The sequence below is a fragment of the Sphingomonas changnyeongensis genome (genome assembly GCF_009913435.1).
Classification (GTDB): Bacteria; Pseudomonadota; Alphaproteobacteria; order Sphingomonadales; family Sphingomonadaceae; genus Sphingomonas_B; species Sphingomonas_B changnyeongensis.
The window spans coordinates 1,785,231-1,809,022 of the sequence record NZ_CP047895.1 but is presented as its reverse complement, the minus strand read 5'-3'; the positions used below and the strand labels follow the sequence as shown (position 1 = coordinate 1,809,022).

Below are 23,792 nucleotides of genomic sequence, written 5' to 3'. Positions count from 1 at the left end.
TGGCTCGAGGCGAGCAGCAGCGTGGCGAAAGTAAGCGGCCTGGTCATCATTCTATCCTTGCTGCGCGACCGGAAGCGGGCTGATCCTGCTTCCGGCCTCCCCCTGCATGCGTCCGGGATCGGGTCAGTTGCCGTTGCAGGCGAAGAACACCGACCGGAACACCGGCGCGCCCAGTTCCTGAAGGCCGGCATTGGCCGCCCGGATGGTGGACTTGCCGCCATTGGCCTCGGTGCCCGCGACGATGTTGGCGCAGGCCGCGACCGACTTCACGATGCCGTTGTAGAAACCGAAATCCGCACCGCCGCGCAGCCGGATCGCCGCCGGGGCGTTGGCCGTCTGGATGAAGGTGAAGTTGGCATATTGGCCATAGGTGCGCGGCAGCGCATCCTCGTTGCCGTTCGAGTCGATTTCGGTGGCGAAGGAGTCGGTGGTCGCCCCGGTCAGCTTCTGCGCGACGATCAGGAACTGGACGAGCCCGCGCCAGCCGGTGTCGACGTCGAAGCCGTCGTCATCGGCACCCGTGACGACCATGTAGCGGAAGCTGTTGCGGCCGCCGAACACCTCGACCCCGTCATCCGAGCTGTTGTGGACCTGGATGTAGCTGATGTCGGTGCCCGAACCCGCGCCCGCGGTGGTCAGCCCCTGCAGCTCGTTGCCCGGCGTCAGTTCCAGGCCCGAATAGCGGATCTGGACATAGCGCATCGTGCCGCTGCTGTCGGTCGGCGCGTTGCCACCGTAAAGCGCGGTCACCGTGCCTTCGACGATGTTTTCGCAGGTAGTGCTGGTGCCATCGGCATTGTTGGTGCCCGACGAGCAATTGGCAATCGGCGCACGCCCGGCGATCACGATGCCGCCCCACTGGCCCTGGCTGGAGTCGCCGTTATTGGCCGGGTTGAGGTTCTGCTGCGAGGTGAAGATGATCGGCTGGGTCGCGGTGCCGACCGCATTGATCTGCGAACCGCGGTTGACGACCAGGAAATCGGGAGCCGGGTCGATCGGGTTGGCGACGATGATCGCGCCCGCCGCGATGGTCAGCGTCGCCGCCGCGCCGCCGGTGCCGAGCGTGCCGCGATCCTGGCCGACATCGACGCGGCCGTTCAGCTGATAGGCGACGCCATCGACACGCGGCAGGCTGAGCGTGCCCGAAACCTGCGCCGGCAGGCGGCACAGCCGGTAATTGTTGGCGGTGCCCGCGTCGGTGGTGCCGGTCGGGCAGGCGCTGGCGGCAGGCGCGGCGGCGCTGCGCGACAGGCCGGTCGCGCAGCTGGCATTGCCCGGCCCGAGGTTCAGCGTCGAGGAATTGCAGGTCCAGCCCTGGAACCAGGTGTCACCGGCCGGATTGACCGCGCCGATATAGCTGGTGCGGGTGAAGAACGGATTGACCGTCGAGGCATCGAACGCGCCGACATTGAGCGCGGAGCCGGTCGGGGCGACCCCGTTCAGCGGGTTGGTGCCGGTCAGCACATTGTTGGTGCCGGCGTTCACGACCGCAATCTGTTCGGCAACCGTCACCGTCACGCCGCTGACCGTCGTGGTCGCAAACGCCGCTTCCGCCGTGTTGGGGCCGACGCCCGGAGCCGGGGCCGGAGCCGGGGCCGGAGCAGGCACCACGACGACGCCACCGCCGCCCTGACCGGGAGAGGCCGGATCGCTGGCTCCGCAGGCGGCGAGCGGAAGGGCGGCAGCCCCGAGGAGGAGCAGACGAGTGCGCGACATGAAGTTCCCCTGTCAGTGTCCATCAGCCGGCGCGCGACTCCGCGCCCGGTCGGTCCTCCGGTTAGGCAGGGGCTGTGATGCTTGCGTGTCAGCCGGGTTTCGGTTGGGTGACGGATCGGCGTCAGTTTCGTGACAGCGCCGGATCCGGGCCGCGCTTTGGCGGCTCAGCGCTGGCAGCGGGGACAGAAAAAGGTCGAGCGGCCCGAATCCACCCGGCGCTGGATCACCGTGCCGCAGCCACAGGCCGCACCCTCGCGGCCATAGACGCGCCAGTCCTTGGCAAAATAGCCGAGCTGGCCGTCGGGCCGCGCATAGTCGCGCAGGCTCGATCCCCCCGCCGCGATCGCCGCGTCCAGCACCTCGCGGATCGCGGGCACCAGCCGGTCGATGCGCGCGCGCGGCACATCGCCGCCCGCCCGGCCGGGGGCGATCCCGGCCATGTGCAGCGCCTCGCAGACATAGATGTTGCCCAGCCCCGCCACGACCCGCTGGTCGAGCAGCAGCGCCTTGACCGGCGCGCGCCGCCCGGCCAACGCGGCGGCAAGCGCGCGCGGCGTGAACTCGGGGCCAAGCGGCTCCGGCCCCATTCTGGCAAAGGCCGGATAGCGACCAAGCTGCGCCGTCGGCACCAGATCGACAAAGCCGAAGCGGCGCGGGTCATAGAGCGCCAGCCGCCGGCCGCTGCCCGTCTCGACCAGCAGATGATCGTGCGGCAGCAGCGCATCGGCATCGACCCGCCACCGCCCCGACATGCCGAGGTGGAAGATGATCGTATCCCCCGGTCGGTATCGATCAGGCCATATTTGGCGCGGCGGTGCAGGCGCACGACGCGCGCGCCCGTCGTCCGCTGGCGCAGATCGGCGGGAAAGGCGAAACGCATGTCGGGGCGCTGCGGCGCGACACTGGCGAGGATCTGGCCATCCAGCGCCTCGGCCAGGCCGCGCACCGTGGTCTCGACTTCGGGAAGTTCGGGCACCGCTCCGGCATAGGCGGTGCCGGCCAACGTCTCAAGGCCCGGCCATGGCGAGATTTCGGGCCTTTGTCGGGCGATGTCGGGTTTGCCTCGCCCCCCGCGCTCGGCTAGGGGGACGGGCGATGACCGAGACCGTCTCTTTCGGCTATGCCGAAGTATCGCCAGAGGAAAAGACCGCCCGTGTCGGCGAGGTCTTTTCCAGCGTCGCGCGCCGCTATGACATCATGAACGATGCCATGTCGGGTGGCATGCACCGGCTGTGGAAAGACCGGTTCGTCCGGCGGGTCAAACCGCGCGCGGGCGAGGATATTCTCGACATGGCCGGCGGCACCGGCGACATCGCCTTCCGCCTTGCCCGGCAAGGCGCGCGGGTGACGGTGGCGGACATCAACCCCGACATGCTCGACATCGGCATGCAGCGTGCGGCCAAGCGCGGCATTGACGGGCTGGTGTGGACCGAGGCCAATGCCGAGGCGCTGAACTTTCCCGACCGGTTCTTCAGCGCCTATACGATCGCCTTCGGCATCCGCAACGTGACCGACATTCCGGCAGCGCTTGCCGAGGCGCACCGGGTGCTGAAGCGCGGCGGCCGGTTTTTCTGCCTGGAGTTCTCGACCACCACCTGGCCGGGCTTTTCCGATGTCTATGACGCCTATTCGCACCATCTGGTGCCGCGCCTCGGCAAGGCGCTGGCGGGTGACGAGGACAGCTATCGTTACCTGATCGAATCGATCCGCCGTTTCCCCGACATGCCGACGTTCGAACGGATGATCGCCGAGGCGGGGTTCGTGCAGACGCGGGTCGAGCCGATCATGGGCGGGCTGGTGGCGATCCACAGCGGCTGGAAGATCTGAGCTTGGCCTCCACCGCAACGCATCTCTTCAGGCTGCTGCGCTGGGGCCGGACGCTCGCCCGGCATGGCGCGCTAACCGGGATCGAGCGCGATCCGCTGACCCCGCCGCAGCTGCGCCGGCTGGTCCGCATCGCCCGTTTCGGGGCACGCGTGCCCGCCCAGCCGGCTTATGCGACCGCCTTCGAGTCGCTCGGCCCGGCGGCGATCAAGCTGGGCCAGGCGCTTGCCACCCGCCCCGACCTGGTCGGGCCGGAGGCGGCGGAGGATCTGCTGCGGCTGCAGGACGATCTGCCCCCGCGCCGTTCGCGGAAATCCGCGACTCGATCGAGCGCTCGTTCGGCCGCCCGATCGAGGAGATCTTCGCCTCGATCGACGAAAGCCCGGTCGGCGCGGCGTCGATCGCCCAGGTCCACCGCGCGGTGACCACCGATGGCCGGCAGGTCGCGGTCAAGGTGCTGCGCCCGGGCGTGGAGGAGGATTTCACCCGCGCGCTTGAAACCTATGAATGGGCAGCGGCCCAGGCCGAGGCGCTGGGCGGCGAGCTGAAGCGGCTGCGCCCGCGCCAGGTGATCGCCCAGTTCCGGCAATGGACGATGCGCGAGCTGGACCTGAGGCGCGAGGCGGCCTCGGCCTCCGAACTGGCGCAGGCGATGCAGGCCGAGCCCGGCTACCGCATCCCCGAGATCGACTGGCAGCGCACCGCCAAGCGGGTGATGACGCTTGAATGGATTGACGGGATCAAGCTGTCGCGGCGCGACGCGCTGATCGCGGCGGGACATGATCCGCAGGTGCTGGCCGGGCGGCTGGTGCGCGCCTTTCTGCGCCAGGCGATTTCGGAAGGTTTCTTCCACGCCGACATGCACCAGGGCAATCTGTTCGTGCGCCCGGACGGCGACATCGTCGCCATCGATTTCGGCATCATGGGCCGGATCGACCGGCGCGCCCGGCGCTGGCTGGCGGAGATCCTCTACGGCCTGATCACCGGCAATTACGAACGCGTCGCCGAAATCCATTTCGAGGCCGGCTACGTGCCCCGCACCACAATATGGCAGAGTTCGCGACCGCGCTGCGCGCGGTGGGCGAGCCGATCCGCGGGCTGCCGGTCAAGGCGATCTCGATCGGCAACATGCTCGACGGGCTGTTCGGCATCACCCGCGATTTCGACATGCCGACCCAGCCGCATCTGCTGCTGCTGCAAAAGACGATGGTCATGGTCGAAGGCGTGGCAACCGCGCTCGATCCCGACATCAACATGTGGGAAACCGCAGCCCCCTTTGTCGGCGAATGGCTGCGCACCGAGCTTGGCCCGGAAGCCTGGGCAGCGGACCGGCTGATCGAGGCGAAGCGGACGCTGGCGCTGGTGCCCGATCTGATCCGCCGGCTCGACAAGCAGCTGCCGCGCCCCGGCGCGGCACCGCCGCCGCCGCCGCTGCCCGACATTCCGGTGGTCGGCATCGGCCGGGGCTGGCGCACGCTGGCGACCGCGCTCGCCGGTGCGGGCCTGGGCGCCGGGCTGATGCATCTGCTGGGCTGATGCGGATGGCGGGCGCGCGCATCCTGCTGATCGTCGGGGCGGCATCGCCGCCTACAAGGCGTGCGAGCTGATCCGGCTGATGCGCGCCGACGGCATGTCGGTGCGCTGCGTGCTGACCGAAGGCGGGGCGCAGTTCATCACTCCGATGACGCTGGCCGCCCTGTCCGAACAGAGCGTCCATACCAGCCTGTGGGACCTGAAGGACGAGGCCGAAATGGGCCATATCCAGCTCAGCCGCCAGGCCGATCTGGTCGTCGTCGCGCCCGCGACCGCCGATCTGCTCGCCCGCATGGCGGCGGGCATTGCCGATGATCTGGCGACCACGCTGCTGCTGGCGACCGACAAGCCAGTGCTGGCGGTGCCGGCGATGAATGTGCGCATGTGGGGCCATGCCGCGACCCGGCGCAATGTCGCGCAGCTGCGCGCCGATGGCATCATGATCGTCGATCCGGCCGAAGGGCCGATGGCCTGTGGCGAGTTCGGCCCCGGCCGCCTGCCCGAACCGGCGGCGATCATGGACCGGGTGCGCGCCGCGCTTGACGGGCAGACGCCGAACGCCGGCCCGCTTGCTGGCCGCCATGTCGTGGTGACCGCCGGGCCGACGCATGAACCGATCGATCCGGTGCGCTACATCGCCAACCGGTCGTCGGGCAAACAGGGTTATGCACTGGCCGCCGCACTCGCCGCGCGGGGCGCGCGGGTCACGCTGGTCAGCGGGCCGGTGACGCTGCCGACGCCGCCGGGCGTCACCCGCATCGATGTCGAGACCGCGCGCGAGATGGCGGACGCGGTGACGGCGGCGCTGCCCGCCGATGCAGCGGTGCTGGTGGCGGCGGTCGCCGACTGGCGGGCCGATGCCGCGCCGGTCAAGATCAAGAAACAGCCCGGCACCACGCCCAGCCTGACGCTTCACGAAAATCCCGATATTCTGCAAGGCCTTGCAAGGTCGCCTGCACGGCCACCGCTGCTGATCGGCTTTGCCGCGGAAACCGACCATGTCGTCGAACACGCGACCGCCAAGCGGGCGCGCAAGGGCTGTGACTGGATCATCGCCAATGATGTGTCGGGCGATGTGATGGGCGGCGAGACCAACAGCATTCATCTGATCACCGGCGACGGGAGCGAACATTGGCCGGCCATGGCCAAGGCCGATGTCGCAGCGCGGCTTGCCGACCGGATCGCCGCCGCGCTCGCCGCGCCGGATCAGCCCCTGAAGGACCAGATATGAACCAGGCGACCCCGGATCCGCGCCCCAGCCTTGCCATCGCGCTCATCCGCCTGCCGCATGGCGAGGGCCTGCCCCTGCCCGCTTACGCGACCGACGGCGCGGCGGGCATGGATGTGGTGTCGGCCGAGGATGTCGAACTGCCCCCGGCGGCCGCCATGCGGTGGCGACGGGGCTGGCGATCCAGATTCCGCCGGGCTTCGAGGTGCAGGTGCGCCCGCGCTCGGGCCTCGCGCTCAAGCACGGCGTCACCTGCCTCAACACCCCCGGCACGATCGACAGCGACTATCGCGGCGAGGTGAAGGTCATCCTTGCCAATCTGGGTGACGCCCCGTTCCGCATCGCGCGCGGCGACCGCATCGCCCAGCTGGTCCCCGCCGCCGTGCAGCGGGCGCATTTCACCGAGGTTGCAGCGCTTGACGACAGCGCGCGCGGCGCGGGCGGGTTCGGATCGACCGGGACCGGCGCGATCGGGGGCGCGATTGCGGGCGGGAGCAGCGCGTGAGCCTGAGCGATGCCGAGCTTGACCGTTATGCCCGGCACATTGTTCTGAAGGAAATCGGCGGCGCGGGGCAGAACCGCCTGCGCGCCGCGCGCATCGCGATTGTCGGCGCGGGCGGCATCGGCTGCCCGGCGATCCAGTATCTGGCCGCCGCCGGCATTGGTGGCCTGCGCCTGATCGACGATGACCGGATCGACCTGTCCAACCTACAGCGCCAGATCCTGTTCGGCGATGCCGATCTGGGCCAGCCCAAGGCCGAGGCGGCAGCGCGCGCGGTGGCGCGGCTCAACCCGCATGTCACGGCAGAGCCGGTGGTCGCCCGGATCACCGCCGACACTGCCGCGCAGCTGCTTGCCGATGTCGACCTGATCCTTGACGGGTCGGACAATTTCGCCACCCGGCTGATCGTGTCGGACCAGGCGGTGCGGCAGCGCACGCCGTTGGTGTCGGCGGCACTCGGCCAGTTTCAGGGCCAGATCGCCACCTTTCGCGGCCATCAGCCGGATCAGCCCTGTTATCGCTGCTTTGTCGGCGACGCATTCGATGCCGAGGATTGCGACACCTGCGCCGATCAGGGCGTGCTGGGCGCGGCGGCCGGGCTGGCCGGGGCCTGGGCGGCGATGGAGGCGGTGCGCGCGCTTGTCGGCTTCGGGCCGGACCCGGCCGGGCGCGTGCATGTGTTCGACGCGCTGACCCCGGTGCTGCGCACGATCCGCATCGTCAAGGATCCGGCCTGCCGGGGCTGCACCGGCTGAACAGCGGGGGGCATATCCCCCAACATGCTGTCACGGCATTGAAATCGCGGCGCCATCACGCTGCAATCCGCCGCCCCTACCCGCCCCCCGGTCCGACACAAGGGGGATGATCAGATGACCAGATTGAACAGCCTGTGCGGGGCGGCGATGCTTGCTGCCCTGCTCCACGGCGCAAGCGGCACGGCGATGGCGGCGACGCTCGCCGCGCCGGCACCCGAGGCCGAAACCGTAGACGCGCCGGGTGCGGAAGATGCCGGCGACATCGTCGTCCTCGGCCGTGGCGAGACCCGCCAGGTGCAGGAGGTGCGCGCCGAGGATCTGCGCACGCTCGCGCCCGGTTCGAGCCCGCTTAAAGGCATCGAGAAGCTGCCGGGCGTCAATTTCCAGTCGGCGGATGCCTTTGGCAATTACGAATGGGCGGTGCGCATCTCGATCCGCGGTTTCAACCAGAACCAGCTCGGCTACACGCTCGACGGCATTCCGCTCGGCGATTTCAGCTATGGCAACAATAACGGCCTGCACATCAGCCGCGCGATCAGCCCGGAGAACATCGCGCTCACCCGGGTGACGCAGGGCGCGGGATCGGTTTCGGCCAACGCCACCAACAATCTGGGCGGGACGATCGAGTTCAGCTCGCGCGCGCCGTCCGAACAGGCCGAGGTCGAGGCCAATGCCACCTATGGCAGCGAAAACACCCTGCGCGGCTTTGCCCGGATCGACACCGGCGCGCTGGGCGGCGGGTTCCGCGCCTATCTGAGCTATGGCTATCTGGGCCTCGACAAATGGAAGGGCGTGGGCGAGCAGCGCCAGCATGTCGTCAATGCGCGGGCGGTGCTGCCGCTCGGCGGCGATGCGCAGCTGAGCGCCTATGGCAGCTTCTCCGACCGGCGCGAGAATGACTATCAGGACATGTCGCTCGAGATGATCCGGCGGCTGGGCTATGATCATGACAATATCTCGAACGACTTCGCGCTTGCGGTGCGGCTGGCGCAGATCGGGGCCAATCGCGGCGACACCGGCACCGCGGTGACCAACCGGGCCGCCGGCACCGTCTATCCCGCGCCCTTCACCAGCGTTGATGATGCCTATTATGACGCAGGCGGGCTGAGGCGCGACTATCTGGGCGGGCTGCGCCTCGAGGCGCCGCTCGCCGAAGGGCTGAAGCTCAGCCTGTCGGGCTATTACCACAATAATCGCGGCCAGGGCCTGTGGTGGACGCCCTATGTGATCGGCACCAATGGCGTGCCGGTTGCCGTCCGCACCACCGAATATGGCATCAAGCGCGGCGGCGCGTTCGGCGCGCTCGACTGGGAACGCGGCGACAACAAGCTGAGCATGGGCATCTGGTGGGAACGCAACAGCTTCCGCCAGGCGCGGCGTTTCTACAATGTCGATGATACGGCGACGATCGATGGCCGCGACCATCTGCGCTATCAGGAAAACCCGTTCGCGACCCAGTGGTTCTTCCGCTATCTGACCGAGACGGTGCAGCTGTTCGTCAGCGACCGGGTGACGGTGGGCGATCTGACGCTCAGCTTCGGTGCCAAGGGCTATCAGGTCACCAACCGCGCGACCCCGATCGTGCAGGGCGGGCTGGCCGCGGGCCGGATCGAGGCGACCGACTGGTTCCAGCCCTCGCTCGGCCTCAACTACCGGCTTGGCGATGTCGAGCTGTTCGCCGGGTTCGCGCAGGTCACGCGCGCTTTTCCGTCGGCGGCGACGACCGGGCCGTTCGCCACCACGGTCGCGGGCTTCAACGCGCTCGATATCGAGCCGGAAGCGTCGGACACTTACGAGGCCGGGGTGCGGCTGACGCGCGGCGGCTTTCAGGGCGTGCTGAGCGGCTATCTGGTCAACTTCCGCAACCGCCTGCTGTCGTTCCGCAACGGTGCGGGCATCGTCGGCAATCCGGCGATCCTGCAGAATGTCGGCGGCGTCCAGTCCTACGGGATCGAGGCCACCGCCCAGTATCAGCTGAGCCGCCCGCTGCGGCTGTTCGCATCCTACAGCCACAATGTGTCGACCTATCGAGACGATGTGCTCAACGCCGATGGCAGCGTGCGCTCGGCGATCCGGGGGCGCACGGTGGTCGATGCGCCGCGCAACATCGCCAGTACGGAAATCGTCTATGACGATGGCGGGGTGATCGGCCGGATCGGTGCCAATTACATGAGCCGGCGTTTCTTCACCTACACCAACGACCAGTCGGTGCCCGGCCGGGTGCTGGTCGATGCCTCGCTCGGCTACCGCTTTGCCGCCGGCCCGCTCAAGGGGTTCGAACTGCAGGCGAGCGTCGTCAACCTGTTCGACAAGGATTATGTGGCGACCATCGGGTCGAACGGCTTTGGCGACAGCGGCGACAATCAGACACTGCTGATCGGCGCACCGCGCCAGGTGTTTGCAACGCTCAGGACCCGTTTCTGAGAGGCCGATGCTGATGTCGGGGGCCGGCGGCTGCCGCCGGTCCCCGCTCAGTCCGCTTTCTTTGCCGCCTTTTTGGCCGGGGCCTTTTTGGCGGCAACAGTCTTGGCCGGAGCCTTTTTGGCAGCCGGTTTCTTGGCCGCCGGCTTTTTCGCCCCGCCCTTGCGCGCCGGGGCCGCTTCGGCCCGCGCCTTCAACAGCGCGACCGCCTCATCGAGCGTGATCGCATCGGGCGCGCTGGCCTTGGGCAGCGTCGCATTGGTTTCGCCATCGGTGACATAGGGGCCGTAGCGCCCCTCCATCACCCGCACGTCGGCACCGCTGTCGGGATGCGCGCCCAGCACGCGCAGCGGCGCGCGCGGCGCGCCCCGCGCCGGCCGCCCGCCGCCGCTTGCCGCTTCGGCCAGCTTGACGACGGCGGCGTTCATGCCGGTCTCGAACACCTCGGCGGTCGAGGCCAGCCGCGCATATTTGCCGTCATGCGCCAGATAGGGGCCATAGCGGCCGATCGAGGCGGTGATCGGCTGGCCGGTTTCGGGATGCGGGCCAATCTCGCGCGGCAGGCTCAGCAGCTTGAGCGCCCAGTCAAGGTCAAGCGTGCCGATATCCTTGGGGATCGACGCGCGCTTGGCCTCCTTGCCGTCGCCCAGCTGGATGTACGGCCCGAACCGGCCGGTCTTGCGCGCGACATCCAGCCCGGTGGCCGGATCCTGGCCCAGCACGGCGTCGCCACCGGCCTCGCCGCCCTCGCCCTCACCCTGGCCGAAACGGCGGGTATATTTGCAGTCCGGATAATTGGAGCAGGCGATGAACGCCCCGAACCGCCCACCCCTCAGGCTCAGCCGGCCCTGATGGCATTGCGGGCACAGCCGCGCATCCTGGCCGTCGTCGCGCGGCGGGAACAGATAATCGCCCAGAAACGCATCGAGCGCGGCGGTGATGTCGGAGGGCTTCTGCTCCATCACCTGCGCGGTCTTGGGCTTGAAATCGCGCCAGAACGCCTCGAGCACCGCCTGCCACTGCGCGCGGCCGCCCGAAATGTCGTCCAGCTCCTCCTCCAGCCCGGCGGTGAAGTCATAGCTGACATAGCGGTCGAAAAAGCGTTCGAGGAACGCGGTCAGCAGCCGCCCGCTTTCCTCAGGCATGAAGCGGTTCTTTTCCACCCGCACATAGGCGCGGTCCTTCAGCACCTGCAGGATCGAGGCATAGGTGGACGGCCGGCCAATGCCCAGTTCCTCCAGCCGCTTGACGAGGCTCGCTTCGGAAAAGCGCGGCGGCGGCTGGGTCGAATGGCATTCGGCATGCACGGCCTTGCGCGCCGGGGCATCGCCCTCAGCCATGCGCGGCAGCCTGCGGGCATCGTCGTCATCGCCGTCGGCCTGCCCGGCATCGGGGCCGCTCTGGTCGTCGCGCCCTTCCTCGTAAAGCGCGAGATAGCCGGGGAACAGCACCACCTGCCCGGTCGCGCGCAGCGCGGTGCGGCCGGTGCCGTCCTCCAGCTCGACGGTCGTGCGCTCCAGCCGTGCCGAAGCCATCTGGCTGGCGAGCGCGCGCTTGAAGATCAGCTCGTAAAGCCGCGCATGATCGCCCGATCCGGCGCGGTCGCGCGAAAAATCGGTCGGCCGGATCGCCTCATGCGCTTCCTGCGCATTCTTGGCCTTGGTCTGATACTGGCGCGGCTTGTCGGGCACGAAGGCACCGTCATAGCGGCTGGCGATGGCGGCGCGGGCGGCGGAGATGGCGCTGGCATCCATCTGCACGCCGTCGGTGCGCATATAGGTGATCGACCCGTCCTCATAGAGCGCCTGGGCGATGCGCATCGTGTGGCTGGCCGAAAAGCCGAGCTTGCGCGCCGCTTCCTGCTGCAGGGTCGAGGTGGTGAAGGGCGGCGGCGGATTGCGCATCAGCGGCCGGGTCTCGACGCTCGCGACCGTGAAATGCCCAGCTTCGACCGCGCGGCGCGCCTCTTCGGCTGCCGCCTCAGTGGCGATCGACAGCCGCTCGACCTTTTCGCCCTTCAGCCGGACCAGCCGGGCGAGAAAAGCGGTGCCGTCATGCTCCATCTCGGCGGTGACCGACCAATAGTCCTGGGCGCGGAACGCCTCGATCTCGCGTTCGCGGTCGACGACCAGCCGGAGCGCGACCGACTGCACCCGCCCCGCCGACTTGGCACCGGGCAGCTTGCGCCACAGGATCGGCGACAGGGTGAAGCCGACCAGATAATCGAGCGCGCGGCGCGCCCGATAGGCGTCGATCAGATCCTCGTCGAGCGCGCGCGGCCGCGCCATCGCCTCGGTCACCGCCGCCTTGGTGATCGCGTTGAAGGTCACGCGCTCGACCTGGGCGGGCAGAGCCTTTTTCTGGCGCAGCACTTCCTGCACATGCCAGCTGATCGCCTCCCCCTCGCGATCAGGGTCGGTCGCCAGGATCAGGCGGTCGGCCCCGCGCGCTTCATCGGCAATCGCCTTCAGCTGGCGCGCCTTGTCGCCGTAAACCTCCCATTCCATCGCAAAGCCGTCATCCGGATCGACCGAACCGTCCTTGGGCGGCAGGTCGCGGATATGGCCGTAGGAGGCGAGCACCCGGAAGTCGCGGCCCAGATATTTCTCGATGGTCTTCGCCTTGGCGGGCGATTCGACGATGACAAGCTGCATATTGGTCCGTTCAGGCCTTTCCTACGCACGCGCGAGGGTGGAGAGCGAGGAGCGCGCGCGTCAAGCCGCACCGTGACCGGCAGGCAGAAGCCCGGCCGATACGGTGCTGGCACCCGACGCCGCGCCTCGCTACACCATCGCCATGCTCGATCAAGCACCTCCGCCGCCGCCCGCGATTGCCGCCGCTGCTCCCGCCCCGGTTCCGGCAGACCTGAAGGCGCTGCTCGACGTGGCGATCGCCGCGGGTGACGAGACGGTGATCGACCGGCTGTTCGGCTATGCGCGGACAGCGCGCCCCGATGCCGCCGCCGCAATCGATGCGATGCAGGCCGCTCATGCCGCAAAGCGCGAGGCGGTGCGCCTGGCCCAGGTGCAGGCGGACGAGCAGCGCCGCGCCAATGCCGGGCCGCTCGACAATTGGAGCGGCAAGATCGAGTTCGGGGCGAGCCGGGCGACCGGGCCGGTGTCGAGTCTGGGCCTTGTCGCCGCGATCGATGCCGAACGCGCCGGGCTCAAATGGACGCACAAGCTGAGCGCGCGCGCCGAGGTGCAGGATGCCGAAGGGGTGAACGCCGTCGAACGCATCGTCGCCTCGTGGCAGCCGCGCCGCATCATCGACAAGCGCGGCTATGTGTTCGGGCTGGGGCTGTATGAACGCGATCCGGGCCTGGGCTATGAGCAGCGCCTGACCACGGGCGTCGGTGCCGGCTGGTCGCTCAATCGCGGCGAGCGGCTGAAGATCGCGCTCGAAGGCGGGCCGGCGCTGCGCGTGACCGATACCGGCGCGATGATGCGCGAACGCGTGGCCGGGCGCGGTTCGCTCGACCTCGACTGGACGATCAACCCCCGCCTCGATTTCTCGCAGCGCGCGTCGATCTATTACGAACAGGACACGTCGAGCGGGGTGCTGACCTCGGCGCTCAACAGCAAATTGTCCGAACGGCTGAACCTGCGCCTGTCCTATGAATACCGGATCGAGGAAGACCGCGAACGGGCGATCAGCGCCTCCGGCACCGTCAGCCGCGCCAGCATCGTCTACCGGCTGCAATAGAGCGGTTTCCAGTCAGGTGGAATCACCTGACGGTTCGGAAAACGCGGCAAACCAACAAGTCAGAGCGTTTGATCTGGGTCAGCCAGATCAAACGCTCTAGCGCCGCGCCGTCCACCCCGTCACCTTGAACGAGGCGGGGCGCGCCCTATCTCAGATCAGCTTCGAAACGCCTGCGACCGCGCCCGGGCGCGATCATCCGCCGCCTGCCGGGACGCAGACGGGCGGCGCGGCTTCCCCTCCCTGGCCGCGCCGCCGAAGCGCCTTTCGGCCAATCGCCCGACACCGGAAAAGAAAAGGGCCGCCCCCCGGTGGCGGAGGGCGGCCCAGACCGAAAATCGGGGGTGTCCATCCCGATCCCCCCTCCTAACAGCGTTGTCATCAAACGGAAACAGCGCCGAAGGCAGGGATTTGATGCCCTTTGTGCCGGTGCGGGACAGCAGTCGGCACAAAGGGGCGGAGATCGCCGGGTATCAGGGGTGGATCAGGCCGGCAGGCCGACCACCGACTTCACCTCCATGAAATCGACAAGCCCGTAACGGCCGTTTTCGCGGCCATTGCCCGACTGTTTGTAGCCGCCGAACGGCGCACCCGGATCGGGCGACCAGCCATTGATCGTCACCAGCCCCGCGCGCAGCCGCCGGGCAACGCCCGCCGCCCGTTCGGGATCGCCCGAAATCGTCGCCGACAGGCCATAGACGGTGTCGTTGGCGATGCGGATGCCCTCTTCCTCGTCGCCATAGCTCATGATCGTCGCGACCGGGCCGAACACCTCTTCCTGCGCGATGCGCATGTCGGGGGTGACGTCGCGGAACAGGGTCGGGCGGACATAATAGCCGCGATTGACGCCTTCGGGCAGGCCGGTGCCGCCGGTGACCAGCGTCGCGCCCTCGTCGATCGCGCTCTGGATCAGGCCCTGGATCTTCTCCCATTGGGTGCGGTTGACGACCGGGCCGATATGATTGCCCTCAGCCAGCGGATCGCCGACCGGGGTTGCCTCCATCATCGCCTTGATGAAGGCGGTGGCTTCATCGACCTGGCTCTGATGGACGAGGATGCGGGTGGGCGCGATGCAGCTCTGCCCGCTATTGGCGAGCACGCCGATGACCGTGGGCGGCAGCACCTCGGCGAGCTTTGCGCCTTCGAGCACCAGATTGGGCGCCTTGCCGCCCAGTTCCTGATGCACGCGCTTGACGGTCGGCGCGGCGGCGGCGGCGATCGCCGTGCCCGCGCGGGTCGATCCGGTGAAGCTGACCATGTCGACATCGCGGTGCGCCGACAGCGCCGCCCCCACGGTCGGCCCGTCGCCCTGCACCAGATTGAACACCCCCTTGGGGACGCCCGCCTCATGCAGCACCTCGGCAAGGATCGCCGCCGAAGCCGGGGTTTCCTCCGACGGCTTCAGCACCATCGTGTTCCCGGCGGCGAGCGCGGGCGCGACCTTGGCGACGATCTGGTTGATCGGCCAGTTCCACGGCGTGATCATCGCGACGACGCCGATCGGTTCATGGACAACGCGGGTGCGGCCGATCATCTCCTCGAACGGAAACTCCCGCAGCGCGCGCAGCGTGTACATGAAATGCCCAAGGCCCGCCGGTGCCTGTGCCGCAGAGGCCAGCCCCATCGGCGCGCCCATTTCGACCGCGATCGCGCGGGCGATATCGGCCATGCGCGTCTTGTAGACCGCGATGATGCGTTCGAGGAGCGCGGCACGTTCATCGACGCTGGTGCGCGAGAAATCGTCAAAGGCGCGGCGCGCGGCGGCGACGGCGCGGTCGACATCGGCGGCGCTGCCGAGCGTGATCTCGGTGCACGGCTCCTCGGTCGCCGGATTGATCACCTGATGGCGGCGGCCGCCCTCGCTCTCGACCCAGGCCCCGTCGATATAATGGTGGGGATAATTCATCATCGCGCGCTCTCCTGATTCTGGTTGCCTGTTCTTGTGCAGGCCCAGTGTGCGTTTTTGTTCGCAACTGGCAAGCCGCATGTCGCGGGGGCAGATCAGCGCCGCCGGGCGCGGCGGCCATCAGGCGGCATGAAAAAGGCCCGGGTGCGGGGCACCCGGGCCGTTCGGCGTGCGGCGTGACGCAACGCCTGTAAAAGGTCAGCGCGCGGCGATCGACCGGGTGCGGTCCAGCCCGCGCTGGGCCAGGTCGTGCGACCAGACCGGACGGCTGGACGCGGTGGCCATCAGCGCATTTTCCGAGCTGAGCACCTGCCGGTAAAGCGCCTCGGCCTGATCGGCGCGGCCGGTGCGGGTATAGACATGGGCAAGGTTGAGCAGCACCGCCGGCTCATTCGGTTCGGCGACGCGCTGCGCGACCAGCCGCGCCTCGGCGGCGGTCAAATCCTCACGCTGGATGGCGTTGAAGCCATAGCGCTGCTCCTGCGTCGGCTGGGGCGGCGGCACCTGCATCTGCAGCTGGGCAGTCGCGGCCGTGGCCGACAGCGCAGCGCCGACAAGCGCAAACGTGACGGGGACAAGAAAGGATCCACGCATCATCGACTCCTCTCAACATGACTCTTTGTTGAAAAGACGATGACATTCTTGTGACATATGTCAAAAGGAATTTTCGGACTGCGTCCTATCACCTTGATTTATGACGTATGTTTTTTGGACGACCGCGCCGGTGAATGACACGCGGCCGGCCGCTGCGCGCGGGAAACGGTCCGGTATCCACGGCATCGGGCAGCGCGAAACGCAGCGCCCCCGACACCGGATTCGCCTCGGCCAGCCGCAATTGCAGCCGCTGGCCCGGCGCATAGACGGTGCCGCTTTCCTCCCCGGTCAGTGTCTGGCGGCCCTCGTCATAATGGAAATATTCCGTCCCCAGCGTCGACACCGGCACCAGCCCGTCACCGCCCAGCCCCTCGACGGTCGCGAAGAACCCGAAGGACTGCACGCCGGTGATGCGCGCGGCGACCAGCTCGCCGACATGATCGGCCAGATAGGCGGCGACATAGCGGTCGATGGTCTCGCGTTCCGCCTCCATCGCCCGCCGCTCGAGCTGGCTGATCGTCTCGCCGATCCGCTCCATCGCCTCGGCATCGGCGGCGGTCAGGCGCGTCTCGTCGGTCGCCGGGGTTAGGCCATGCGCGCCGACCAGCGAACGGTGGACGATCAGATCGGCATAGCGGCGGATGGGGCTGGTGAAATGCCCATAGGAAGCCAGCGACAGGCCGAAATGCCCGGCATTGACCGGCGCATAATAGGCCTGGGTCTGGGTGCGCAAAATCTGTTCCATCACCTGCGGCCGGTGGTCGGCATCCCCCACCCGCGCGATCAGCCGGTTGAAGGTCGCCGGGCGGACGACCTGGCCGAGCGCGAACTCCAGATCGAAGCTTTTCAGATATTCCTTGAGCGCCACCAGCTTCTCGCGCGAGGGCGGCTCGTGCACCCGGTACATGACGGGGGCCTTTTTGCCCTCGAGCGCGCGGGCCGCCGCGACATTGGCGGCGATCATGAAATCCTCGATCAGCCGGTGCGCGTCGAGCCGGTCGCGCGGTGCGACCGACAGGATCCGCCCGGTTTCATCGAGCACCACCCGCCGCTCGGGCAGATCGAGGTCGAGCGGCTCGCGCGCGTCGCGCGCCTTGGCGAGTGCCGCCCAGCAGCCCCAGAGCGGGCGCAGCGCCGCCTCGACCAGCGCCGGCGGCACCGTTCCCCCGTCGCCCTCCCCTGACCCACCATTCACGCCGTCGATCGCCGCCTGCGCGTCCTCATAGGCGATGTTGGCGGCGATGCGCACGACCGCGCGGGAAAAGCGCCAGCCGGTCATCCGCCCGTCGCGGTCGAAGCTCAGATGGCAGGCAAGCGCCGCGCGGTCGGCCCCGGCCTTCAGCGAACAGATATCGGCCGACAGGCTTTCGGGCAGCATCGGCACCACCCGGTCGGGGAAATAGACGCTGTTGCCGCGCCGCCGCGCCTCGCGGTCGAGCGCGGAGCCGGGGCGGACATAGAAGCTGACATCGGCGATGGCGACGATCGCCTGCCAGCCGCTGTCCGTCTCCTCCGCCCACACGGCATCGTCATGATCGCGGGCATCGGCCGGATCGATGGCGACGATCGGCAGGTGGCGCAGATCCTCGCGCGCGCCCAGGTCGAGCCGCGCCATCCGCTCGGCCTCGGCCAGCGCCTCGTCGGCGAAGCGGTCGGGAATGCCGTGGCGGTGAATGGCAACCAGCGAGAAGCTGCGCGGCTGGAACGGATCGCCCAGCCGCTCGACCACCCGCGCGGTGATGCGCGGCGGCCGGCCGGTCTTTTCGGCGAGCACCAGATCGCCCGGCTCCGCACTACCGGGATCGGACACCGGCAGATCGCGCCGCTCGCGCTTTTCAACGCCCTGCAGCCACCAGCGATCGCCCTCGCGGTGCAGCACGCCGAGCAATTGTTCGGAGCCGCGCGCCAGCGTCTTCATCGGATGGGCGATCCACCCCCGCCCCGCTTCCTCGGTGCGCGCCAGCACCCGGTCGCCCGGCGCGACCGCCGACTGGCGACGGCGTTCGCGCAGGCGCAGCCGCGGCGGCGGGGTTGCCGCTTCCCAGCGTTCGGGCACGGCCCAGGCCTGACCGTCCTCATCGACATCGACAACGCGCAGCACCGTGACCTTGGGCACGCCGCCCATCTTGTGAAAGGCGCGGCCGGGGGCGCTGTCGATCAGCCCCTCATCGGCCATGTCCTTGAGCAGCGCCTTGAGCGCGATCTTGTCCGCGCCCGACAGGCCGAAGGCGCGGGCAATCTCGCGCTTGCCGGCGGGCGTGTCCGACCGGGTGATGAAATCAAGGATCTGCTCCCGGCTCGGCAGGCCGGGCACGGGCTTGCGGCCCCGCTTGGCAGCGGGGCGGACGGTGTCGGAGCGGGCGGATGCGGGGCGTTCGGGGGATCGGGCCATGGCCCGGTCTAGACCCCGCCCCGGTGCGATGCCAGCCCCGCCGGGCGGGTGCAGCCAATCGATCCGGCTTTCGCGGATCCGGCGCACCGCCTATCGACGGATGCAGCGCGGCCGCGCTATGGGGCGTGCCACAAGATAGCGTTGTCAGAAGGGCGAACGTGACCGACTGCGATCTTCTCATCATCGGCGGCGGGATCAACGGCACGGCGATCGCGCGCGAAGCGGCGCTCAACGGGCTCGGCGTCATCCTGGTCGACAAGGGCGACCTGGCGGGCGCGACGTCCTCGGCCTCGACCAAGCTCATCCATGGCGGGCTGCGCTATCTGGAGTTTTTCGAGTTCAAGCTGGTGCGCGAGGCGCTGATCGAGCGCGAACGGCTGGTGCGCATGGCCCCGCACATCATCTATCCGATGCAGTTCGTGCTGCCGCATGATCATGCGCTCCGCCCCTGGTGGATGGTGCGCGCCGGGCTGTTCCTCTACGATCATCTGGGCGGCCGCATGTCGCTGCCGCGCTCGCGCGGGCTGAAGCGCGGATCTCCGCTGCTCGCCCCGCTCGCGCGGTCGCTGCCGGGCTTTTCCTATTCGGATGCCTGGGTCGATGATGCGCGGCTGGTCGTGCTCAACGCCGTCGATGCCGCACGGCATGGCGCGGAGATCCTGACCCGGACCGAGCTGCTGTCGGCCAGGCGGCAGAACGGGCTGTGGCGCGCCTATCTGGCGGGCGGGCGGGAAATCACCGCCCGCGCCATCGTCAATGCCGCCGGGCCATGGGTGGCGGAAGCGGGCGGACGGCTGGGCGTCAATGCCCGCGCCGGGGCGCGGCTGATCCGCGGCAGCCACATCATCGTGCCGGGCCTGTTTGACGGCGACCACGCCTATATCCTGCAGCAGCCGGACCGGCGCATCGTGTTTGCCATTCCCTATGAAAACGGCACGACGCTGGTCGGCACGACCGATGTCGCCGTCGAGGATCCGCGCGATGCGCAGATCAGCGCGGCGGAGACCGATTATCTGCTCGCCGCGGTCAACCGTTATTTCCCGCGCCAGCTGAGCCGTGGCGACATCATCGCCACCTATGCCGGCATCCGTTCGCTCTATGACGACGGGGCAAGCGAGGCGCGGCAGGTGACGCGCGACTATGTGCTCGAACTGGACGACAGCGGCCCGCCCCTGCTGTCGGTGTTCGGCGGCAAGATCACCACCGCCCGGCATCTGGGCGAGGTCGCGGTCGAACGGCTTGCCGCGCCGCTCGGGCTGACCGTCCGGCCGATGACGCTCGACCGGCCGCTGCCGGGCGGCGAGATCGGCGATTTCGCGGCGTTCCTTGCACGGGTGCGGCGGCAATGGCCGTTTCTGGGCGAGGCGCGCAGCCTGCGCATGGCGCGCGCCTATGGCGGGCTGCTGGACGAGATGCTGGCCGGGGTCGAGACCGAGGCCGGACTGGGCGAGGATTTCGGCGCCGGGCTGACCGCGCGCGAAGTCGATTGGCTGGTCACCCGCGAATGGGCGCTGACGCCCGAGGACATTCTCTGGCGGCGCACCAAGATCGGCCTGACCGGCGCGGTCGATCCCGAACGACTGGCGGCCCATCTGGCCGGCATGACCAGCGGCCGGACGGGCTGAGGCGGGAGCGGCGTTCGATCCGGCTTCATCGGATCGGCCGCTCCAGGCTTTTGTTTTAACCTGTTTTCCGCACCGCCGGGTCAGGTCCACCCGGCTTGAAAACGCTCTGTCCGGCCCGGATCAATAGGCGCGCGCGACCAGGATCCGTTCGACCGCCGGCCTGCCGGTGAAGATGCACGCCCCGTCCGCCGGCGCGGCATCGCTGGCGACGTTGCGGAAGGTGAGCTTCAGCGCCTTCAGCCGCTCGACCACCGCGTCCAGTTCGGCACCGGTCGGCCGCGCCCAGTTCACCTCGGCCCAGCCGGGGAACCTGACCGAGTCCGCAAACATCGCCGCCAGCGCGTCGAAATCGGTGATGTCGCGGCGAATACTGGCGTCGAGGCGCGCGCGCGCATCCTGATGGAGCGCCTGCTGGATCGCCTCGAGCATCGCCGCCGCCCCCGCGACGAAATCGCTGCGCGGCAGGATCTGCGAATCAAGCTTGCCATCCTCGCGGTACAGCCGGTCGCGGCGGATGACCGAGACATTGCCGCCGGCGACATCGCGCCCGCCAACCTCGATCACGATCGGCGCGCCCTTCTTCACCCAGCCCCAGCGCTTGGTCTGCGCCTTGACCGCCTTGAGGTCGAGCAGAGCGCGCACCGGCTCGCCAAGCGCGGTCAGCTTCGCCAGTTCGGCCTGGAGCGTCTTGCAATAATCGACCACCGCCGCGTCCTCGGGCTGGTCGCGCAGCATCGGCACGATCACGATCTGCCAGGGCGCGACCATCGGCGGCACGCGCAGCCCGTCATCATCGCCATGCACCATGATCAGCCCGCCGATCATGCGGGTGGAGACACCCCAGCTGGTCGTCTGCGCCAGCTCGAACTGGCCTTCGGAGTTCTGGAACCGGATGTCCTGCGCCGACGAGAATGTGGTGCCGAGGAAATGCGAGGTGCCGGCCTGAAGCGCCTTGCCGTCCTGCATCATCGCCTCGATCGAATAGGTCGAGACGGCGCCGGGGAAGCGTTCATTTTCGGGCTTCTCGCCCGCGACCACCGGCATCGCCAGGCAATCCTCGGCAAAGCTGCGATAGACCTCCAGCATCTTCATCGTCTCTTCGCGCGCCTCGTCGACCGTGGCGTGGGCGGTATGGCCCTCCTGCCACAGGAACTCGGCGGTGCGCAGGAACATGCGGGTGCGCATTTCCCAGCGGACGACATTGGCCCATTGATTGATCAGCACAGGCAGGTCGCGCCAGCTCTGCACCCAGCGCGACATCGCCGCGCCGATCACCGTTTCCGACGTCGGGCGAACGACCAGCGGCTCTTCGAGCTTCGCTTCGGGATCGGGCACCAGCCGGCCATCCTTCTGGACCAGCCGGTGATGGGTGACGACCGCCATTTCCTTGGCAAAGCCGTCGACATGCTCCGCTTCCTTTTCGAAATAGGACAGCGGGATGAACAGCGGGAAATAGCAATTCTCGTGGCCCGTCGCCTTGATCCGGTCATCGAGCAGCCGCTGGATACGTTCCCAGATGCCATAGCCCCAGGGGCGGATGACCATGCACCCGCGCACGCCCGAATCCTCGGCCATGTCGGCCTCGGCGATGACGGTCTGATACCAGGCGGCGAAATCGGCCGCGCGCGTGACGGAAAGGGCGTGCTTGATCGACATGGCCCGCCCCTAGAGCATTTTCAAGCCGGGTGGAATCACCCGGTGGCCCGGAAAATGCGACCCGCAGGACCGCGCATTTTCAAGCTGGGTGAAATCACCCGGCGACCCGGAAAATGCGACCCGCAACACCGCGCATTTTCAAGCTGGGTGAAATCACCCGGCGACCCGGAAAATGCGACCCGCAGGACCGCGCATTTTCAAGCCGGGTGGAATCACCCGGCGGCTCAGTCGAGCATCTTGATGATGCCGGAGAAATCGAGCCCGCCCTGCCCCTGATTGGCAAAGGCCTGATAGAGCGCCATCGCCTCCGCGCCCATCGGCACGCTGGCATCGGCATCGGCGGCGGCCTTCACCGCCAGCTTCAGATCCTTGAGCATCAGCGCCGCGGCGAAACCGCCCTGATAGTCGCGGTCGGCCGGGCTGTCCGGCCCAACGCCGGGCAGCGGGCAATAGCTGGTCATCGACCAGCACTGGCCCGACGCCTTGGACGCGATGTCGTAAAAGGTCTGCGGATCAAGGCCGAGCTTGCGCGCCAGCAGGAAGGTTTCGGCGGTCGCGACCATCGACGCGCCGAGCAGCATGTTGTTGCAGATCTTGGCCGCCTGACCCGCGCCCGCCGGCCCGGCATGGATCACCGCCTTGCCCATCAGCGCCAGGATCGGCTCGGCGCGGCGGAACGCCTCGGCCGGGCCGCCGACCATGAAGGTGAGCGTCCCGCCCGCCGCCGCCGCGATCCCGCCCGACACCGGCGCGTCGACCGCCGCCAGCCCGCGCGCCACCGCCGCTTCGGCGACGCGCCGCGCGGTGGCGACATCGATGGTCGAACAGTCGATCAGCAGCGCGCCCGCCGGCGCGGCGGCAAACACCGCCTCTTCATAGACCTGCGCGACATGCGCGCCCGCCGGCAGCATCGTCACCACCGCTTCGGCACCCGAAGCGGCCTCGGCTGCGGTGGCCGCGGCAAGGCAACCCGCCGCCTCGGCCCGCGCCAGCGCATCGGCCGACAGATCAAAGGCGCGGACGTCATGCCCGCCGCGCGCCAGATTGGCGGCCATGCCGCCGCCCATATTGCCAAGCCCGATGAACCCGATGCGCGCCATGAAGCGATCCTTTTTCCGCAGTAAGTCAGCCGGTTGGGGCGATCAGCGCCCGGTCCAGACGCCGGGCCGCTTTTCGACGAACGCGGCCATGCCTTCCTTCTGGTCTTCAGTCCCGAACAGGCCGTGAAACAACCGGCGCTCGAACAATATCCCTGCGCCAGCTGGGTCTCGAACGCGGCGTTGACCATTTCCTTGTTGGCGATGGCGGCCAGCGGCGGCATGCCGGCGATGACGGCGGCGGTCTTGAGCGCCTCGTCGATCAGCGCATCGGCGGCGACGATGCGGGCGACCAGCCCGGCCCGTTCGGCCTCGGCCGCGTCCATCATCCGCCCGGTCAGGCACATTTCCATCGCCTTGGCCTTGCCGATCGCGCGGGTCAGGCGCTGAGACCCGCCCATGCCCGGCGACACGCCGAGCTTGATCTCGGGCTGGCCGAACTTCGCGGTGTCGGCGGCGATGATGAAATCGGCCATCATCGCCACTTCGCAGCCGCCGCCCAGCGCATAGCCGGCAACGGCGGCGATCCACGGCTTGCGGGTGGCGGTCACCCGTTCCCACCCGGCGAAGAAGTTGGAGCCGTACATGTCGGCAAAGCCCTGTGACGACATTTCCTTGATGTCGGCCCCGGCGGCAAAGGCCTTTTCGCTGCCGGTCAGCACCAGGCAGCGCTGCGCCGGATCGGCGTCATAGGCGGCGAACGCCTGAATCAGATCGGCCAGCACCTGGCTGTTGAGCGCATTGAGCGCCTGCGGCCGGTTCAGCCGGACCAAGGTCACCGCGTCATGGCGTTCGATCAGGATGGTCTCATGGCTCATCATTCGGGTCCTTCGCAGCAGGA

At 68.6% G+C, this 23,792-nt stretch carries 13 protein-coding genes and 5 pseudogenes; 9 read left to right on the top strand and 9 right to left on the bottom strand.

Annotated features, from left to right (window positions below; translation table 11 throughout):
• Positions 1–123 precede the first annotated feature (123 nt).
• Positions 124–1,716, bottom strand: coding sequence for a hypothetical protein (locus GVO57_RS08920; protein WP_160592846.1), 1,593 nt, complete (start codon positions 1,714–1,716; stop codon positions 124–126).
• Between the two features lie 164 nt (positions 1,717–1,880).
• Positions 1,881–2,641, bottom strand: a pseudogene (gene mutM, locus GVO57_RS08915) (bifunctional DNA-formamidopyrimidine glycosylase/DNA-(apurinic or apyrimidinic site) lyase).
• Here mutM and GVO57_RS15000 point away from each other — a divergent pair.
• From GVO57_RS15000 to GVO57_RS08885, 7 genes and pseudogenes are all read left to right on the top strand, one after another.
• Positions 2,531–2,800, top strand: a complete 270-nt coding sequence (locus GVO57_RS15000) for a hypothetical protein (protein ID WP_233281597.1) — start codon at positions 2,531–2,533, stop codon at positions 2,798–2,800. The pseudogene mutM and the gene GVO57_RS15000 sit on opposite strands and share 111 nt — an antisense overlap.
• An 11-nt stretch (positions 2,801–2,811) precedes the next feature.
• Positions 2,812–3,543, top strand: a complete 732-nt coding sequence (locus GVO57_RS08910) for a class I SAM-dependent methyltransferase (RefSeq protein WP_160592845.1) — start codon at positions 2,812–2,814, stop codon at positions 3,541–3,543.
• Positions 3,544–3,545: 2 nt separating this feature from the next.
• Positions 3,546–5,076: pseudogene (gene ubiB, locus GVO57_RS08905) on the top strand (2-polyprenylphenol 6-hydroxylase).
• Between the two features lie 5 nt (positions 5,077–5,081).
• Positions 5,082–6,304: pseudogene (gene coaBC, locus GVO57_RS08900) on the top strand (bifunctional phosphopantothenoylcysteine decarboxylase/phosphopantothenate--cysteine ligase CoaBC).
• A pseudogene (dut, locus tag GVO57_RS08895) lies at positions 6,301–6,806 on the top strand (dUTP diphosphatase). The pseudogenes coaBC and dut overlap by 4 nt, the downstream one beginning before the upstream one ends.
• A complete protein-coding gene (locus GVO57_RS08890) occupies positions 6,803–7,558 on the top strand; it encodes a HesA/MoeB/ThiF family protein (protein WP_160592844.1) in 756 nt (251 codons plus the stop codon). The pseudogene dut and the gene GVO57_RS08890 overlap by 4 nt, the downstream one beginning before the upstream one ends.
• A 114-nt stretch (positions 7,559–7,672) precedes the next feature.
• Entirely contained in the window at positions 7,673–9,982 is a 2,310-nt protein-coding gene (locus tag GVO57_RS08885) for a TonB-dependent receptor (RefSeq protein WP_160592843.1), read from the top strand.
• A gap of 47 nt (positions 9,983–10,029) precedes the next feature.
• On the opposite strand, the gene topA is transcribed toward GVO57_RS08885, so the two are convergent.
• Positions 10,030–12,633, bottom strand: a complete 2,604-nt coding sequence (topA, locus tag GVO57_RS08880; protein ID WP_160592842.1) for a type I DNA topoisomerase — start codon at positions 12,631–12,633, stop codon at positions 10,030–10,032.
• Positions 12,634–12,736: 103 nt separating this feature from the next.
• Between topA and GVO57_RS08875 the strand changes: the two genes are divergently transcribed.
• A complete protein-coding gene (locus tag GVO57_RS08875) occupies positions 12,737–13,684 on the top strand; it encodes a DUF481 domain-containing protein (RefSeq protein WP_160592841.1) in 948 nt (315 codons plus the stop codon).
• Between the two features lie 481 nt (positions 13,685–14,165).
• Here the strand turns inward: GVO57_RS08875 and GVO57_RS08870 are convergent, their stop codons facing one another.
• The 3 genes from GVO57_RS08870 to GVO57_RS08860 form a co-directional block, all read right to left on the bottom strand.
• The gene (locus tag GVO57_RS08870) at positions 14,166–15,590 is read right to left on the bottom strand and encodes an aldehyde dehydrogenase family protein (protein WP_160592840.1); all 1,425 of its coding nucleotides are present in this window, start codon (positions 15,588–15,590) and stop codon (positions 14,166–14,168) included.
• A gap of 195 nt (positions 15,591–15,785) precedes the next feature.
• Positions 15,786–16,184 (bottom strand): tetratricopeptide repeat protein, encoded by a 399-nt coding sequence (locus tag GVO57_RS08865; protein ID WP_160592839.1) that lies wholly within the window; start codon positions 16,182–16,184, stop codon positions 15,786–15,788.
• Between the two features lie 85 nt (positions 16,185–16,269).
• The gene (locus GVO57_RS08860; protein ID WP_160592838.1) at positions 16,270–18,573 is read right to left on the bottom strand and encodes a ribonuclease R family protein; all 2,304 of its coding nucleotides are present in this window, start codon (positions 18,571–18,573) and stop codon (positions 16,270–16,272) included.
• Positions 18,574–18,731: 158 nt separating this feature from the next.
• Between GVO57_RS08860 and glpD the strand changes: the two genes are divergently transcribed.
• Complete coding sequence (gene glpD / locus GVO57_RS08855; RefSeq protein WP_233281310.1) at positions 18,732–20,198, top strand: glycerol-3-phosphate dehydrogenase; 1,467 nt, start codon at positions 18,732–18,734, stop codon at positions 20,196–20,198.
• A gap of 120 nt (positions 20,199–20,318) precedes the next feature.
• On the opposite strand, the gene GVO57_RS08850 is transcribed toward glpD, so the two are convergent.
• The 3 genes and pseudogenes from GVO57_RS08850 to GVO57_RS08840 all read right to left on the bottom strand — a co-directional run bounded on the left by GVO57_RS08850 (position 20,319) and on the right by GVO57_RS08840 (position 23,769).
• Positions 20,319–21,854, bottom strand: a complete 1,536-nt coding sequence (locus GVO57_RS08850; RefSeq protein ID WP_160592836.1) for an aminoacyl--tRNA ligase-related protein — start codon at positions 21,852–21,854, stop codon at positions 20,319–20,321.
• 224 nt (positions 21,855–22,078) lie between these two features.
• On the bottom strand, positions 22,079–22,954 hold the full coding sequence (mmsB, locus tag GVO57_RS08845; RefSeq protein WP_160592835.1) for a 3-hydroxyisobutyrate dehydrogenase: 876 nt from the start codon (positions 22,952–22,954) through the stop codon (positions 22,079–22,081).
• Positions 22,955–22,996: 42 nt separating this feature from the next.
• Positions 22,997–23,769, bottom strand: a pseudogene (locus GVO57_RS08840) (enoyl-CoA hydratase).
• Positions 23,770–23,792 lie beyond the last annotated feature (23 nt).